At 67.2% G+C, this 14,860-nt stretch carries 16 protein-coding genes; 9 read left to right on the forward strand and 7 right to left on the reverse strand.

The genetic code is table 11. The annotated features are described in order from the left end of the window. Positions 1-48 precede the first annotated feature (48 nt). Complete coding sequence (locus FE811_RS00355) at positions 49-1,410, forward strand: efflux transporter outer membrane subunit (RefSeq protein WP_116220544.1); 1,362 nt, start codon at positions 49-51, stop codon at positions 1,408-1,410. 190 nt (positions 1,411-1,600) lie between these two features. Here FE811_RS00355 and hmgA read toward each other — a convergent pair whose 3' ends face one another. Beyond that, positions 1,601-2,962 (reverse strand): homogentisate 1,2-dioxygenase, encoded by a 1,362-nt coding sequence (gene hmgA, locus FE811_RS00360; RefSeq protein ID WP_116220545.1) that lies wholly within the window; start codon positions 2,960-2,962, stop codon positions 1,601-1,603. Between the two features lie 134 nt (positions 2,963-3,096). Here hmgA and FE811_RS00365 point away from each other — a divergent pair, with 134 nt between their 5' ends. After that, on the forward strand, positions 3,097-3,531 hold the full coding sequence (locus FE811_RS00365; protein WP_116220546.1) for a MarR family winged helix-turn-helix transcriptional regulator: 435 nt from the start codon (positions 3,097-3,099) through the stop codon (positions 3,529-3,531). A 36-nt stretch (positions 3,532-3,567) separates the two neighbouring features. Here the strand turns inward: FE811_RS00365 and FE811_RS00370 are convergent, their stop codons facing one another. Next, entirely contained in the window at positions 3,568-3,780 is a 213-nt protein-coding gene (locus FE811_RS00370; protein WP_072462523.1) for an entericidin A/B family lipoprotein, read from the reverse strand. A 249-nt stretch (positions 3,781-4,029) separates the two neighbouring features. On the opposite strand from FE811_RS00370, the gene FE811_RS00375 reads away from it, so the two are divergent. Then, positions 4,030-4,335 carry a TraR/DksA C4-type zinc finger protein gene (locus tag FE811_RS00375; RefSeq protein WP_116221649.1) on the forward strand — a complete coding sequence of 102 codons (306 nt, stop codon included), beginning with the start codon at positions 4,030-4,032 and terminating at the stop codon, positions 4,333-4,335. 6 nt (positions 4,336-4,341) lie between these two features. Here FE811_RS00375 and FE811_RS00380 read toward each other — a convergent pair whose 3' ends face one another. Beyond that, on the reverse strand, positions 4,342-4,485 hold the full coding sequence (locus tag FE811_RS00380) for an entericidin A/B family lipoprotein (protein WP_036754874.1): 144 nt from the start codon (positions 4,483-4,485) through the stop codon (positions 4,342-4,344). Between the two features lie 104 nt (positions 4,486-4,589). Between FE811_RS00380 and FE811_RS00385 the strand changes: the two genes are divergently transcribed. Next, on the forward strand, positions 4,590-4,898 hold the full coding sequence (locus tag FE811_RS00385; protein ID WP_072462525.1) for a hypothetical protein: 309 nt from the start codon (positions 4,590-4,592) through the stop codon (positions 4,896-4,898). A gap of 22 nt (positions 4,899-4,920) precedes the next feature. Here FE811_RS00385 and FE811_RS00390 read toward each other — a convergent pair whose 3' ends face one another. After that, positions 4,921-5,685: an alpha/beta fold hydrolase gene (locus FE811_RS00390; protein ID WP_166435477.1), complete on the reverse strand. Its 765-nt coding sequence runs from the start codon at positions 5,683-5,685 to the stop codon at positions 4,921-4,923. Positions 5,686-5,758: 73 nt separating this feature from the next. Between FE811_RS00390 and FE811_RS00395 the strand changes: the two genes are divergently transcribed. Beyond that, positions 5,759-6,142, forward strand: coding sequence for a hypothetical protein (locus FE811_RS00395; RefSeq protein WP_036754880.1), 384 nt, complete (start codon positions 5,759-5,761; stop codon positions 6,140-6,142). A 792-nt stretch (positions 6,143-6,934) separates the two neighbouring features. Here the strand turns inward: FE811_RS00395 and glyA are convergent. Further along, complete coding sequence (gene glyA / locus FE811_RS00400; RefSeq protein WP_116220548.1) at positions 6,935-8,218, reverse strand: serine hydroxymethyltransferase; 1,284 nt, start codon at positions 8,216-8,218, stop codon at positions 6,935-6,937. Positions 8,219-8,360: 142 nt separating this feature from the next. Here glyA and FE811_RS00405 point away from each other — a divergent pair, with 142 nt between their 5' ends. After that, entirely contained in the window at positions 8,361-9,110 is a 750-nt protein-coding gene (locus FE811_RS00405; protein WP_072462526.1) for an NAD kinase, read from the forward strand. Between the two features lie 82 nt (positions 9,111-9,192). After that, complete coding sequence (locus FE811_RS00410) at positions 9,193-10,788, forward strand: peptide chain release factor 3 (RefSeq protein ID WP_116220549.1); 1,596 nt, start codon at positions 9,193-9,195, stop codon at positions 10,786-10,788. Between the two features lie 964 nt (positions 10,789-11,752). On the opposite strand, the gene FE811_RS00415 is transcribed toward FE811_RS00410, so the two are convergent. Together FE811_RS00415 and FE811_RS00420 are read right to left on the reverse strand one after the other, a co-directional pair. Next, the gene (locus FE811_RS00415; RefSeq protein ID WP_116220550.1) at positions 11,753-12,175 is read right to left on the reverse strand and encodes an OsmC family protein; all 423 of its coding nucleotides are present in this window, start codon (positions 12,173-12,175) and stop codon (positions 11,753-11,755) included. 248 nt (positions 12,176-12,423) lie between these two features. Continuing rightward, a complete protein-coding gene (locus FE811_RS00420) occupies positions 12,424-13,560 on the reverse strand; it encodes a deoxyguanosinetriphosphate triphosphohydrolase (protein ID WP_116220551.1) in 1,137 nt (378 codons plus the stop codon). A 75-nt stretch (positions 13,561-13,635) separates the two neighbouring features. On the opposite strand from FE811_RS00420, the gene FE811_RS00425 reads away from it, so the two are divergent. Both FE811_RS00425 and xth read left to right on the forward strand, forming a co-directional pair. Next, positions 13,636-13,971 (forward strand): iron-sulfur cluster assembly accessory protein, encoded by a 336-nt coding sequence (locus FE811_RS00425; protein WP_072463508.1) that lies wholly within the window; start codon positions 13,636-13,638, stop codon positions 13,969-13,971. A 57-nt stretch (positions 13,972-14,028) separates the two neighbouring features. Next, the gene (xth, locus tag FE811_RS00430) at positions 14,029-14,814 is read left to right on the forward strand and encodes an exodeoxyribonuclease III (RefSeq protein ID WP_036754905.1); all 786 of its coding nucleotides are present in this window, start codon (positions 14,029-14,031) and stop codon (positions 14,812-14,814) included. Positions 14,815-14,860 lie beyond the last annotated feature (46 nt).

Here is a 14,860-nt window from a genome sequence, read left to right on the forward strand (position 1 = left end):
CTGTTCCTTTCGCGCCCGCAATCCGGGCCACCCAACAGAGAGTTTCGGATGACCCAGACCTTGCCTTTCTCCCGCCGCGGCATCTTGGGCGGGCTCGTCTCCAGCCTGGCGCTGGCGGCCTGCAACCCGGTCCGCTATGCCGCGCCCCGCGCCGAGCTGGCGGCCGAGTTCGCCGCCGATTCGCCCGCCCGCCGCGCCGGGGCGAATGCCTGGTGGGCCGCGTTCCGCGACAAGCGGCTGGACGCGCTGATCGCCACCGGGCTGCGGCGCAACCTGGACGTGCAGACCGCCGTCGCCACCATCCGCGAGGCCCAGGCCAACGCCCAGCTGATCGGCGCCAGCGACCTGCCGCAGGTGGATGTGCAGGGCTCGGCCGCGCGCAGCCGCAGCGAGACCGGGATCGTCGAGACCAACTCCGCCACGCTGGGCGTGTCCTGGCTGGTCGACCTGTTCGGCTCGACCCGCGCGGCGCGGCAGGGCGCCTCGGCCCGGCTGGACGCGGCCTATCTGTCGGCCGAGGTGGCGCGGCTGACCGTGGCCAGCGCCATCGCCTCGGCCTATGTCGACGCGCGTTATTACCAGGAGGCGCTGGCGCTGACCCGGCAGAGCCTGGAAAGCCGCCGCCGCACGCTGGAGATGACCCGCACCCAGGACGCCTTCGGCAGCGTCTCGCGGCTGGAAGTCCTGCAGGCCGAACAGCTGGTGGCGCAGGCCGAGGCGGCGCTGCCGGGCCTCGAGGTCGGTTTCGACCAGTCGGTGAACCGGCTGGCCACGCTGACCGCCGGGCGCAGCGCCGAGCTTGCGGCGCAACTGCGCCAGGGTGGCGGCCAGCCGCGCGCACGCTACAGTGCCAGCGTCGGCGTGCCGGCGGATGTGGTCCGCGTCCGCCCCGACGTGCGCATGGCCGAGCGCAACCTCGCCGCCGCCGCCGCCGATGTCGGCGAGGCGCAGGCGGCCTTCTATCCGCGGCTGACGCTTTCGGGCTCGATCACGCCGACGAATGGCAAGACCTGGGGCTTCGGGCCGCAGATCTCGCTGCCGCTGTTCTCGGGCGGCGCCAACCAGGCCCGGCTTTCCGCGGCGCAGGCGCGGGCGGAACAGGCGCGGCTGGCTTGGCAGGCCGCGGTGCTGGGTGCGGTCGAGGAGGTCGAGAACGCGCTGGCCGGCTATAACCGCGACGCCCGCGCTGTCGCCGCGCAATCGCGGCTGGTCGAGAATGCGCGCGAGACGGTGAACCTGACTCGCAGCTCCTATGAGCTGGGCGAGGCGGATTTCTTCCCGGTCCTGGACGCCGAGCGCAGCCTGCTCTCGGCCCGCCAGGAACTGGCGGCGGCCATCCGCCAGCAGGCGCTGAACTTCGTCGCGCTGAGCGCGGCCTCGGCCGGCGGGGTGGGCCTGCCCGCGGTCTGAGCGCGGCAGGCGGCGCGCCGTCGCCTTCGGCACGGCACGCCGGTTCTGGCTGGCGGCTGCCCGCCTTGATCCCGGCGCCGCGCCGGGAAAGGCGGGGAATGCTGCCCGCGTCCTTCTTCGCCCCCGACGCTCAAGCCGTTCGGCGGCGAGCGAGCGAGCGGGCGGATTGATGCACCGCACCGCTACCCGCCTATTGGCTGCCGGGTGTTCCGTCGAACTTCTTCTCCAGCTGCTGCCAGACCTGGACATAATCGCGCTGCATCGGTGCCTCGCGGGCGGCGAATTCGGTCAGGTGCTGGGGAAAGCGGGTTTCGAACATGAAGGACATGGTGTTGTCCAGCTTCTCGGGCTTCAGCTCGGCGTTCGAGGCACCCTCGAAGGCGCCGCGGTCCGGCCCATGCGGCAGCATGCAATTGTGCAGGCTGATCCCGCCCGGCGCGAAGCCCTGCGGCTTGGCATCGTAGATGCCATAGATATTGCCCATCAGCTCGGACATGATGTTCTTGTGATACCAGGGCGGACGGAAGCTGTGTTCGGCCACCTGCCAGCGCTCGCGGAACAGCACGAAATCGATATTCGCCGTCCCCTCCTGCCCCGAGGGCGCGGTCAGCACGGTAAAGATCGACGGGTCGGGATGGTCGAACAGCACCGCGCCGACGGGCGAATAGGTGCGCAGGTCGTATTTATAGGCGCAGTAATTGCCATGCCAGGCCACCACGTCCAGCGGGCTGTGGTCGATCCAGGTCTCGTGGAACCGGCCGCACCACTTGATCACCACGCGGGAACGCGCCTCGCGGTTCTCGAAGGCCGCGACCGGGCATTTGAAGTCGCGCGGATTGGCCAGGCAATTGGCACCGATGGGGCCGCGGTTCGGCAGGTCGAACTTCTGCCCGTAATTCTCGCAGACGAAGCCGCGGCACGGGCCTTCCAGCACTTCGACGCGATGGACCAGGCCGCGCGGGATGATGGCGATTTCCCGCGGCTCCAGGTCGATCACCCCCAGCTCTGTGCAAAAGCGCAGCCGGCCCTCCTGCGGGACCACCAGCAATTCGCTGTCGGCCGAGAAGAAATATTCGTCCTGCATCGAACGCGTGACCAGGTAGACATGGCTGGCCATGCCGACCTGGATGTTCACGTCGCCGGCGGTGGTCATGGTGCGCAGGCCGGTGATCCAGGTCAGCGCCTCTTCCGGGACCGGGATCGGATCCCAGCGATACTGCCCCAGGCTGACGATGTCGTCGCGCACATTCGGCGCTGTCTTCCAATAGGGCAGGTCGATCGCGGCGAAATCGCCGGTATGCCGGACCGAGGGCCGGATGCGATAGCACCAGGTCCGCTCGTTCCGGCCGCGCGGCGCGGTGAAGGCGGTGCCGGAAAGCTGCTCGGCATAAAGCCCATAGGCGCATTTCTGCGGGCTGTTCTGGCCCTGCGGCAGGGCGCCGGGCAGGGCCTCGGTTTCGAAATCGTTGCCAAAGCCGGGCATGTAGCCCGGATGCGTGCCGGTGGTGACGGTCGCGCGGATCATGCCGCCGGGCAGAGCAGGGCTGGTCATCGGGCTCCTCCCTGCAAGATCATTGCAGTTGCAACGATTATGCCGCCTGGGCCGCAGGCCTGTCAAGCGCCGCCCATTCCTGTTGCCAAGGCGACGAATCCTTGCTGTTCTGGCCGGAAAAAAAGGGGTGCCCCATGACCTTTCGGCTGGACGCTTTCCTGCCCTATCGCCTGTCCGTGGCGGCGGCGCAGGTCAGCCGCCGATTCGCCGCGCTCTACGAGGCCGAGGCGGGGCTGACCATCCCCGAATGGCGGGTGCTGGCGCATCTGGACCATTCCGGCGCGGTCAGCATCCGCGACATCCATGCCCGCGTGAACCTGGACAAATCCGTGGTCAGCCGTGCCGCCTCGCGCCTGCAGGGGGCGGGGTTGGTTCGGAAATCGGGCAACGACGCCGACCGGCGGCTGATCGTGCTGGAACTGACGCCCCGGGGGCAGGCGCTGATGCTGCGGCTGGGCCGCATCGCCGAGGCGTTCCAGGCCGATCTGCTGGCCGAACTGGGGCCGGATGCCGCCGCGCTGGACCGTCTCCTGTCGCGGCTGGCCGGCAAGGAGACGGGCGCGGCCTAGCCCGCGACGGCCTGGACAGCCGGCCGGCCGCCTGGATCAGTAGGGCGCGGGCGCCACTTCCGGCGGCGTATAAGGGGCCGGTGCGGCTCCATAGGGGGCCGGCTGTCCCATCTGCACCTGGCTGTTTGCCGCCTGTTCGCTCAGCAACTGTCCCGCGGTCTGCATGTCCCGCCCCGCGCCCTGCATCGTCTCGCAGCCCGCGACCGCCATGCCGGCCAGGCAAAGGCCGACCGTAACCATCCGACGCATGCTCGTTCCTTTCTTTTTTTTCTGCTCGTTGTCGGCAAAGCCTAATCTCCTTGGCAAGCCGCTCAAGTCACAGCCGTGGCAGTGGGCGCCCGATCGGCAAGGATTGTCTTGAAAGGGACGCTCCCGCAGGCGGATCCCGGCCGATCCGGCTGGGCGGGGCCCGCCGCGCGGCCCCGTGACAACTTGACGCAAGTCAAGCGGGCCGCCGCGCAGCTGTGCCAGAACGCCGGGACCAAGAGAGGAAGTTCCATGGACCTGAATGCGCGCAAGACCATGCTGATCATGCGGCGCAGGGCGCTTCTTGCCGACCTGGCCTCTATCGGAAAGGCATTGCGCCCTGCCGGCCTGCAGGATGCGAAAGCCGCGCAAGAGAGGGTCTTTCACGCGCTCGGCAGGGTCCAGCAGATCGAGGTGGAGCGTATAGAGGCAGCCCTGCGCCGCATGGAAAGCGGCCAATACGGGGTTTGCACGGGTTGCGGGACCAGCATCCTGCCGGCACGGCTGGAACTGCTGCCGGACACCCCCGTTTGCGAGGACTGCAACCGGGCCGCCTGAGGCAGATCACATGCCGGCTTGGGCTTCCTGGCTTTCCCGGCTGATCGCCTGTCCGGCGCTTTGCAGGTCGCGCCCGGCGCCCTGCACCGTCTGGCAGGCGGCCAGGACCAGCAGTGCAAGCAGGGGCGAAACGTGAATAATTTTACGCATATTCAGTCTCCTGCGTGGATTTTCCTTTGGGATCAACGCCTGCCCCCGGCCGGGGTTCCCCGCCTGTTAAGGCTTTCTTAACCGTTGGTCGCTAGACAGGCGTCATGCGTGTGATTCTGTTTCTTGTGCTGTTCCTTTCCGCCTGCGCCTCGCCTGCGCCGCAGTTTTTCGGCGCCCAGCGGCATGACATCACGCTGGAGGGCATCCGCTTCGCCGTCTTTCACGACGGCAGCCAGGCAGAGGTGATCCGCCTGGGCTACCTTGGCCGGGATGCGCGGGCAGTGGTGCCGGAGCTGATGGTGATCGCCGCCGAGCGGACGACCGGATGCCAGGCGATTCCGAACAGCCTGCGCAGCCGCATCCCCGGCGATACCGGCGAGGCGCGGCTGTCGCTGCGCTGTCCCGACGGCTGAAGGGCCCGTGCCGCCGGCGGGATCAGTCCAGGAAGGCTGCCACCGCTTCGGCGACCTCGGCCGGGCGGTCGGCATGCAGCCAATGTCCCGCGCCGGGGATGACGCGGATCTCGGCCTGGGGGAAATATTCGCGGATCGCCTCGGCTTGCGGCGCGCGGCAGTAATCCGAATCCTCTCCGGCCAGGAACAGCGCGGGGCCGGTGAAACCGCCCTTGGGCGCTTCAGGCCAGCCGACCAGCCGGGGCATCTGGTCCCGCAACGCCGGCAGGTTGAACTTCCAGCGCGGCGGATCGGCCTTGAGGTCCAGCGATTGCAGCAGAAACGCCCGCACGCCCGGATCGGCGACGTGTTCGGCCAGCCGCGCATCCGCCTCGGAGCGCAGGCGAAGCCCGGCAAGGTCCACCGCCTCCATCGCGTCGATCAGGCCGCTCTGGCTGTGGCCATAGGCGAAGGGGGCGATGTCCATGACGACCAGCCGGCGCACCAGGTCGGGCTGCGTCAGCGCCAGCATCATCGCGGCCTTGCCGCCCATCGAATGCCCCAGAACATCCGCCCGGCCGCCCTGCGCCGCGATCACCTGGGCCAGGTCGCCGGCCAGCGCGGCATAGCCATGGTCGGGATCGTGGAAACTGTCGCCATGGTTGCGCATGTCGACCGAGATCACCCGCCGGCTTTCCCCCAGCCGCCGCGCAAGGCCGCCCAGGTTGCGCCCCGATCCGAACAGCCCATGTGCCAGCAGCACCGGCGGGCGATCCGAATCCATTCCTGTCATCGTCATGTTCAGCATCATGCGCGCAGCCTAGCGGCACTGGCGAAGCGGCGCCAGAGGCGCTAGCCTTGGCGAAAACGGGATGGGGGCGATGGGCATCGAAAGCATCCGGCCGATGGCGGACGAGGTCGCCAGCCTGATGGCGGCGCGGTTCGGCGGCCTCAGGCGCGGCCAGCAGGCCGATCTGGAAAGCATGCTGCGCAAGCGCGGCGGCGCGCTGCCGCGGCGGCTGCGGCGCGAGGCGCGCATCCTGGCCGAGGCCGACCGCAAGGCCGGCCAGCCCAAGCTGGCGCGCCAAGTGGATTTCACGCGACTGGAACATGCGCACAAGGCGCTGACGGCCTATCTGCGGCCGCTGGGGCAGGGGATGCGGCTGCGGGGCGGCGCGGCCAGCATCGCGGCCAGCGTGCTGTTCGGCCTGCTGCTGCTGGGGGCCGTCGCCCTCTGGATCATGACCCGCCGCGGGCTGATCTGAGGGTCGCTTGCCGGGCGCCGGCAAGGGTGTCGCGATTCGTGGAGAGGCCCTTCCACGTCCTCTCGGAAGGCCTGCTTTTCAGCCGGATCCACGGGTTACGTTGGATCGCGCTTCTTGCAAGACCAGGCCGTCGCCGGGGACGGAGTGGCCGCGCGGTTCAGTCATCTGCGCCGAACTGGGCGTCTTGCGCCGGAAAGGCCGCCGCGGGCTGATCGGAACGGCGCTTGCTCCCCGCCGATGAAGATGCCTCGATTCGTGAAGAGACTTGCCGTGCGCCTTGCTGGAAGAGCAGTCGCATACTTGTTTTTGATATAGATCAATTGTTTGCGATGGATTACCGCTTTTTCCAAAGATTGTCAGGGCCGTCGCCGCAGTATCTGTGCCAAGCCAGCACGCTAGCCGCAGTCGCCGTGAGCTGACTGAGCGTCGCTTGCTCCCTGCCGGCGAAGGTGTTCCGATTCGTGAAGGGGTTCCGCCGCACGCCTTGTCCGCATCGCCCGCTTTGAAGCCGGCTCGACTGGCTCTGGTGGACCTGATTCTTGCAGCACCGTCGCCGCTGGCGACAGGACAGCCGCGCGGTCGGCTCCGGGTTGCGCGCCTTGTGGTAGGTTCGGCGCTGCCGGGCGAAGCGAGGAACTGTGCCGGCTGGGCGGGACGGCAAAGGAGGGAGAGGCCCGGATACCGGCCCAAGTGCCGGGGGCGCCCTGCTGTCCGGCCGGGGCAACGGCTGGCGGGGCAATAAGGGGCGGCAAGGGGCGGCGCGGGTCCGAACGAACCCGCGCCGCGCCGGGATTACATGCCGTTATAAAGCGGGAAGCGGGCGCAAAGCGCCTCGACCTCGGCCTTGACGCGGGCTTCCACCTCGGCATTGCCTTCCTCGCCGTTCGCGGCAAGGCCATCGACGACCTCGACGATCCAGCGGGCGATCTGGCGGAACTCTTCTTCCTTGAAGCCGCGAGTGGTGCCGGCGGGGGCGCCCAGGCGGATGCCCGAGGTCACGAAGGGTTTTTCGGGGTCGAAGGGCACGCCGTTCTTGTTGCAGGTGATGTGGGCGCGACCCAGCGCCGCCTCGGTCGCCTTGCCGGTCACGCCTTTCGGACGCAGGTCGGCCAGGCACAGGTGGTTGTCGGTGCCGCCCGAGACGATGTCGATGCCGCCCTTCATCAGCTCGTCCGCCATGGCGCGCGCATTGGCCACGACCTGCGCGGCATAGTCCTTGAATTCGGGGCGCAGCGCCTCGCCGAAGGCCACGGCCTTGGCGGCGATGACATGCATCAGCGGGCCGCCCTGAAGGCCGGGGAAGACGGCCGAGTTGATCTTTTTCGCGATGTCGGCGTCGTTGGTCAGCACCATGCCCCCGCGGGGGCCGCGCAGCGACTTGTGGGTGGTGGTGGTCACGACATGGGCGTGCGGCAGCGGCGAGGGATGCTGGCCGCCGGCCACCAGGCCCGCGATATGGGCCATGTCCACCATCAGCCAGGCGCCGACCTCGTCCGCGATCTTGCGGAATTCGGCCCAGTCCCAGACGCGCGAATAGGCGGTGCCGCCGGCCAGGATCAGCTTGGGCTTGCTCTCATGCGCCTTCCTGCGGATCTCTTCCATGTCGAGCAGCTGGTCCTGCTGGCGCACGCCGTAGCTGACGACGTTGAACCACTTGCCGGACATGTTGACCGGCGAGCCATGCGTCAGGTGCCCGCCCGAGTTCAGGTCGAGGCCCATGAAGGTGTCGCCCGGCTGCAGAAGCGCCAGGAACACCGCCTGGTTCATCTGGCTGCCCGAGTTCGGCTGGACGTTGGCATATGCGCAGCCGAACAGTTCTTTGGCGCGCTCGATCGCCAGTTCCTCGACGATGTCGACATACTGGCAGCCGCCGTAATAGCGCTTGCCCGGATAGCCCTCGGCATATTTGTTCGTCAGCACCGAGCCCTGCGCTTCCAGCACGGCCTTGGAGACGATGTTTTCCGAGGCGATCAGCTCGATCTCGTCGCGCTGGCGGCCAAGTTCCTTGCGGATGGCGCCGAAGATGTCGGGGTCGCGGCTGTCCAGCGTCTCGGTGAAGAATCCGGTGTCGGTCATCTGGTCCTCATGCAAAAAGCGGCTTGCCGGCCTTCTAGCGCCTTTCGCCGCGCCCCGCTAGGACGGATGCGACGCCTTGGTGGTAGATATTCCATGCGTCGCCGGGACTTGCTTCCGCCCGGCGGCTGGCCATGATGGCCGCATGAAGATGCATTTCATCGCCTCCAGCACCGAAACCGCCGTGACCGCCGCCGAGACGCTGTCCGCGCGCTACGGCCATGTGCCGATCCGCGAGGCCGAGGTGATCGTGGCGCTGGGCGGCGACGGGCTGATGCTGTCGGTCATGCACCAGAATCGCGGCCTGCCGGTCTATGGCATGAACAGGGGCACCGTGGGCTTTCTGATGAACGCCTATTCCGAGGACGACCTGCCCGGCCGCATCCGCGCCGCCGAGGAAACCGTGGTCAATCCCCTGGCCATGACCGCCGGCACCACCGACGGGCACGAGCATTGCGCGCTGGCGATCAACGAGGTCAGCATGCTGCGCGCCGGACCGCAGGCGGCGCGGCTGCGCATCAGCGTGAACGGCCGGGTGCGGCTGGAGGAACTGATCTGCGACGGTATGTTGCTGTCGACCCCGGCGGGCTCGACCGCATACAACTATTCGGCGAACGGGCCGATCCTGCCCTTGGGCTCGGACGTGCTGGCGCTGACCGCGATCGCGCCCTTCCGGCCGCGGCGCTGGCGCGGTGCGATCCTGCCCAAGTCGGCGACGGTGCGCATCGACGTGCTGGACCCCGACAAGCGCCCGGTGATGGCCGATGCCGATTCGCGCGGCGTCGATTCGGTGCTGTGGGTCGAGATCCGTTCGGAAAACACCATCCGCCATCACCTGCTTTTCGACCCCGGCCACGGGCTGGAGGAACGGCTGATCCGCGAACAATTCGTCTGAGCCGCGATTCCGTTCGAGCCCGATTCCCTTTGAGCCGCGATTCCATTTGAGACTGTGCGCGGCGCGCGCTAAACGGCCGGGCATGATGAACCGTCCCGAACTTCCGCCCGAAATCGCCCGCCGCCGCACCTTTGCGATCATCTCGCACCCGGACGCGGGCAAGACCACGCTGACCGAAAAGTTCCTGCTGTTCGGCGGCGCGATCCAGATGGCCGGCCAGGTCCGCGCCAAGGGCGAGGCGCGGCGCACGCGCTCGGACTTCATGAAGATGGAGCAGGACCGGGGGATTTCGGTCTCCGCCTCGGCCATGAGCTTCGATTTCGGGCCCTATCGCTTCAACCTGGTGGACACGCCCGGCCACAGCGATTTCTCCGAGGACACCTATCGCACGCTGACCGCGGTGGATGCGGCGATCATGGTGATCGACGGCGCCAAGGGCGTCGAAAGCCAGACCCGCAAGCTCTTCGAGGTCTGCCGGCTGCGCGACCTGCCGATCCTGACCTTCTGCAACAAGATGGACCGCGAAAGCCGCGACACCTTCGAGATCATCGACGAGATCCAGGAAAACCTGGCCATCGACGTGGCGCCGGTCAGCTGGCCCATCGGCATGGGCCGCGACTTCATCGGCGCCTACGACCTGCTCAACGACCGGCTGGAGATCATGGACCGCGCCGACCGCAACAAGGTGGCCGAGTCGATCCAGATCAGCGGGCTCGACGATCCGAGGCTGGCCGAGCATGTCCCTGCCGACCTGCTGGAAAAGCTGCGCGAAGAACTGGAGATGGCGCGCGAACTGCTGCCCGCCTTCGACCGCAAGTCCTTCCTGGAAGGGCACATGACGCCGATCTGGTTCGGTTCCGCCATCAACAGCTTCGGCGTCAAGGAGCTGATGACCGGCATCGGCGAGTTCGGCCCCCAGCCGCAGCCGCAGAACGCCGCCGAGCGCCAGATCGCCCCCGAGGAAAAGCCGGTGACGGGCTTCGTCTTCAAGGTGCAGGCCAACATGGACCCCAAGCATCGCGACCGGGTGGCCTTCGTCCGCCTGGCCTCGGGGCATTTCGAGCGCGGGATGAAGCTGTTGCACGTCCGGTCCAAGAAGCCGATGGCAGTCAGCAACCCGGTCCTGTTCCTGGCCGCCGACCGCGAGCTGGCCGAGGAGGCCTGGGCCGGCGACATCATCGGCATCCCGAACCACGGCCAGCTGCGCATCGGCGACGCGCTGACCGAGGGCGAGGCGCTGCGCTTCACCGGCATCCCCTCCTTTGCGCCCGAGCTTTTGCAGACCGTGCGCGCGGGCGATCCGATGAAGGCCAAGCACCTGGAAAAGGCGCTGATGCAATTCGCCGAGGAGGGCGCGGCCAAGGTGTTCAAGCCGATGATCGGCTCGGGCTTCATCGTCGGCGTGGTGGGGGCGCTGCAATTCGAGGTGCTGGCCAGCCGCATCGAGCTGGAATACGGCCTGCCGGTGCGCTTCGAATCCTCGCAATTCACCAGCGCGCGCTGGGTGTCCGGGTCCAAGGACAAGGTCGAGGCTTTCGCCAATACGAACAAGGGCCATATGGCGCAGGACCATGACGGCGACCTGGTTTACCTGACGCGGCTGCAATGGGACATCGACCGCGTAGAGCGCGACCATCCCGATCTGAAGCTGACGGCGACCAAGGAGATGATGGTGTAAGCGCGCCGATCTCGGCAAAAGCCCGGCTTGTCTGACGGGCTATGGTGCGCGCATGTCGCCCCGCGGTTCCTGAACGGCGTGGAGGAGACCACAAAGCCGACCTTCGCCAAAGGAGTTATCGTAGGCTGACCTTCATCTTTGCTGATATCGCGGTTTTACGCAACACACCGGGGGGGTAGCAGTGTACGACCAATTAGTTCGTGAAATAGGCGGGCGATGGAGCCGACCTTTTGTGACCGAGGGGGACCCATTTGCTGTCGAGATAGCGATTGTCGGACTCAATCCTGCTACGCCCATAACGCCGGCCGAATGCCCTATAGAGACTTATAGTGAGCTTTTAACCGACAGATCTGCTTTCGAAGAAGTTTATCAGCGGCTCAGGGTCGCGAGAGGTAAGTCCAGTACTTCACCTACACGCAAGCGGCTGTCTCAGCTCGTAGAGGCCTATTCTCAGTTCCGAGTAGCAGAAACTAATTCGAATGCGCTCCCCACGAAGGACTCGTCGGAGTTGCAGCGGTCTCCAGTTCGGTCCATCGGCGCACAGATCGCAACGGACTATTTGTCCTCTCTACGGCCGCTGATGGTTATCGTTCATGGCGATGAAGCAAAGCAGGCCGTACTGGGTCGTCGCATCTTGGAATGTGGCCCCGCCAATCTCTCTTCCGGGCCGTTTCACCAATTTGGGGATGCCAAATGGATGGGCCGACCAACTAGGTGTCTCCTGATCCCGCATCTCGTCAGCAGAGCCAAGGGCTGGGACAGAATGGAAATTGCGCAAATAGTTTCGCGATGTCGGCCATGATCGGGCTGTTGAGGCTACCGGCGTGACGGCAGTGTGAGGCGATGCATTCCGCCAGCGAGGATAGTTGCCGCTAAGCGGGATTACCGAATGTCCGCTCCGTCCCGCATAACCGCCACCTCGACCGCATGCGGCACGGCGCAAGGCCGCACCGCATGGCCGATCTCATGCCACCGTCACGTCCATCGTCACCTCGGCGTTCAGCACCTTGCTGACCGGGCAGCCCTTTTCGGCCTTGCGCGCGCAATCCTCGATCACCGCCTTGTCGCCGTCGCCCCAGATCTTGGTGTTCAGATGCGCGGTCTTGATGGCGAAGCCGTCGCCTTCCTTGGCCAGCCCGATCTCGGACGTCGTCTCGATCCGCACATTGCCGATCCCCACCTCTTGCAGGATCATCGACAGCGCCATGCTGAAACAGGCGGCATGGGCCGCGCCGATCAGCTCCTCGGGGTTGGTGCCGGGCAGCCCCTCGAAGCGGGTGTTGAAGCCATAGGGCTGGCTGCTCAGCGCCCCGGACTTGGTCGAAAGCGACCCCTTGCCGTCCTTGAGCCCGCCCTCCCATTTCGCCGAACCGGAATTCACGATCATCGCCGTTCTCCTTTTCTGCCGTGACCTGGGGGGCGAACGCGCGATCCCTTGCGCGAGTTCAATCGCCCGTCCCCGGCGCGCAGGGGAAGGGCTTCCACCTGCGCAACCAGATCGTCGGGAACGCCCCGTCCTCGGCGCGCACAGGGAAAGCGTAGCACAGCCGGCGTGCCCGCCACGGCAAAAAGCCCCGTCCCCCGGCGCGTAGGGAAAGCGCATGCCGGCCATCCCGTCGCCAGCGGCGCCCGTCCTCAGCCCAGCAGGCGCTGCGCCTCCTGGATGGCGAAGCGGTCGGTCATGCCGGCGACGTAGTCCAGCACCACCCGCGCGCGCCCGGTCTCGTCCCCGGTGGCCTCGGCGGCCTCGAACCAGGTCGGGGGCATCTTCGAGGGGTCGGCCAGGAACAGCGGGAACAGCCCGTTCAGCATCTCGGTCACGCGCTGCCTTTCGACCACCACCGAGGGGGCGCGATACATGCGCTGGAACAGGAACAGCTTGATCGCCTTGAGATTCTGGTAAAGCGGCTTGGAAAAGCGGATGATCGGCCCCTCCATGTCGCGGATGTCCTGCGCGCTTTGCGGCTGCAGGCCGGTCAGGCGGTTCTGCGCCACCGCGATCACATCCTCGACCATCACGCCGAAGACGCGGCGCAGCGCCTCGTGCCGGCGCCGCATCGGCGCCAGGCCGGGATGCAGGGCATCGACCTCGGCAAAGGCCTCGCCGACGACGGGCAATTGTGCCAGATCGGCCTCGGTGAACAGCCCCGCGCGCAGCCCGTCATGCAGGTCGTGGTGGTTATAGGCCACGTCGTCGGCCACCGCCGCCACCTGCGCCTCGGCGCTGGCATTGCTGTGCAGCTCCAGATCCCATTCCGCATTCACCTCGGCCAGGGCATAGGGCAATTCGCCGGTCACGGGACCATTATGCTTGGCGATGCCCTCCAGGCTTTCCCAGGTCAGGTTCAGCCCGTCGAAATCGGCGTAATGCCGTTCCAGCCGGGTCACGATGCGCAGCGCCTGGGCATTGTGGTCGAAGCCGCCATAGGGCGCCATCAGCGCGGCCAGCGCATCCTCGCCGGTATGGCCGAAGGGCGGGTGGCCCAGGTCATGCGCCAGCGCCACCGTCTCGGCCAGGTCGGTGTTCAGCCCCAGCGCGCCGGCGATGGTGCGGGCGACCTGCGCCACCTCGATCGTATGGGTCAGGCGGGTGCGGTAGTAATCCCCCTCGTGCTCGACAAAGACCTGGGTCTTGTGCTTCAGCCGGCGGAAGGCGCTGGAATGGATGATGCGGTCGCGGTCGCGCTGCCAGGGGCTGCGAAAGGTGGACATGCGCTCGGGCCAGCGGCGGCCGCGGCTGTCTTGGGGCTGGCAGGCATAGGGTGCCGTCATCTGGTCCTGCGTTCCTTGCGAGGGTTCGGGCCAGAGCCTATATTCCAGACCGGAAGTCGGAAACGGGAACGCCCCATGAACACAGGTCTGAACCTGCCCCCCAAGGTCACCGAACGCGCCTTTGCGCGCCTGGCCGAGATCAACGAAGGCGGCCCCGCCCGGCCCCTGCGGGTCGCGGTCGCGGGTGGCGGCTGCTCGGGGTTCCAGTATGACATCCGCCTGGACGAGGCGGCCGAGGACGACCTGGTCCTCAGCGGCGCCGGGCAAACCGTCGTGGTCGACCCGGTCTCGCTGCCCTTCCTGGCCGGCGCCACCATCGACTTTGCCGACGAATTGATCGGGGCCCGCTTCACCATCGACAACCCCAATGCCAGCGCCTCCTGCGGCTGCGGCACCTCGTTTTCGATCTGACCGCGGGTTTTCGATCCGGTCTGGCGCGGGCGCGCCGGGCCGGCTAGTCTCGCGCGCATGAAGATCGCGACATTCAACATCAACGGCATCCGTGCCCGTATCGAGACCCTGACCGGCTGGCTTGCCGAAGCCCGGCCCGATGTCGTGGTCCTGCAAGAGATCAAGACCCAGGACGAGGGCTTCCCGCGCGAGCCGATCGCCGATCTGGGCTACAATATCGAAACCCACGGGCAAAAGGGCTTCAATGGCGTGGCCATCCTGTCGAAGCTGCCGCTCGAGGATGTCAGCCGCGGCCTGCCGGGCGACGACGGCGACGAACAGGCCCGCTATATCGAGGCGACGGTGGTCGGCCATCGCGCGGTGCGCATCTGCGGGCTTTACCTGCCGAACGGCAATCCGCAGCCGGGGCCGAAATTCGACTACAAGCTGGCCTGGATGGAGCGGCTGCACGCGCGGGCCAGGGCGCTGCTGGCGACCGAGACGCCGGTGGCGATGCTGGGCGACTACAACGTCATCCCCGAGCCCCGCGACGCCGCCTTCCCGGAAAAATGGCTGGACGATGCGCTGTTCCAGCCCGAAAGCCGCGCCGCGCTGCGCCGCATCCTGTTCGACGGCTGGGCCGATGCGGTGCGCCTGCGCCATCCGGGCAGCACGCGCGGCCCCTTCACCTTCTGGGACTACCAGGCGGGCGCCTGGCAAAGGGACAACGGCATCCGCATCGACCACGTGCTGCTGTCGCCGCAGGCCGCCGACCTGCTGATCGACGTCGGCATCGACCGCGACGAACGCGCCAAGGACAAGCCCAGCGACCACGTCCCGGTCTGGATCGACCTCGACGCCTGATGCGCTTCTCCGTTGGACAAATACCCAGGAAACGGCCGAGCGTTCC

It is taken from the genome of Paracoccus sp. FO-3 (genome assembly GCF_006386455.1).
Classification (GTDB): domain Bacteria; phylum Pseudomonadota; class Alphaproteobacteria; order Rhodobacterales; family Rhodobacteraceae; genus Paracoccus; species Paracoccus versutus.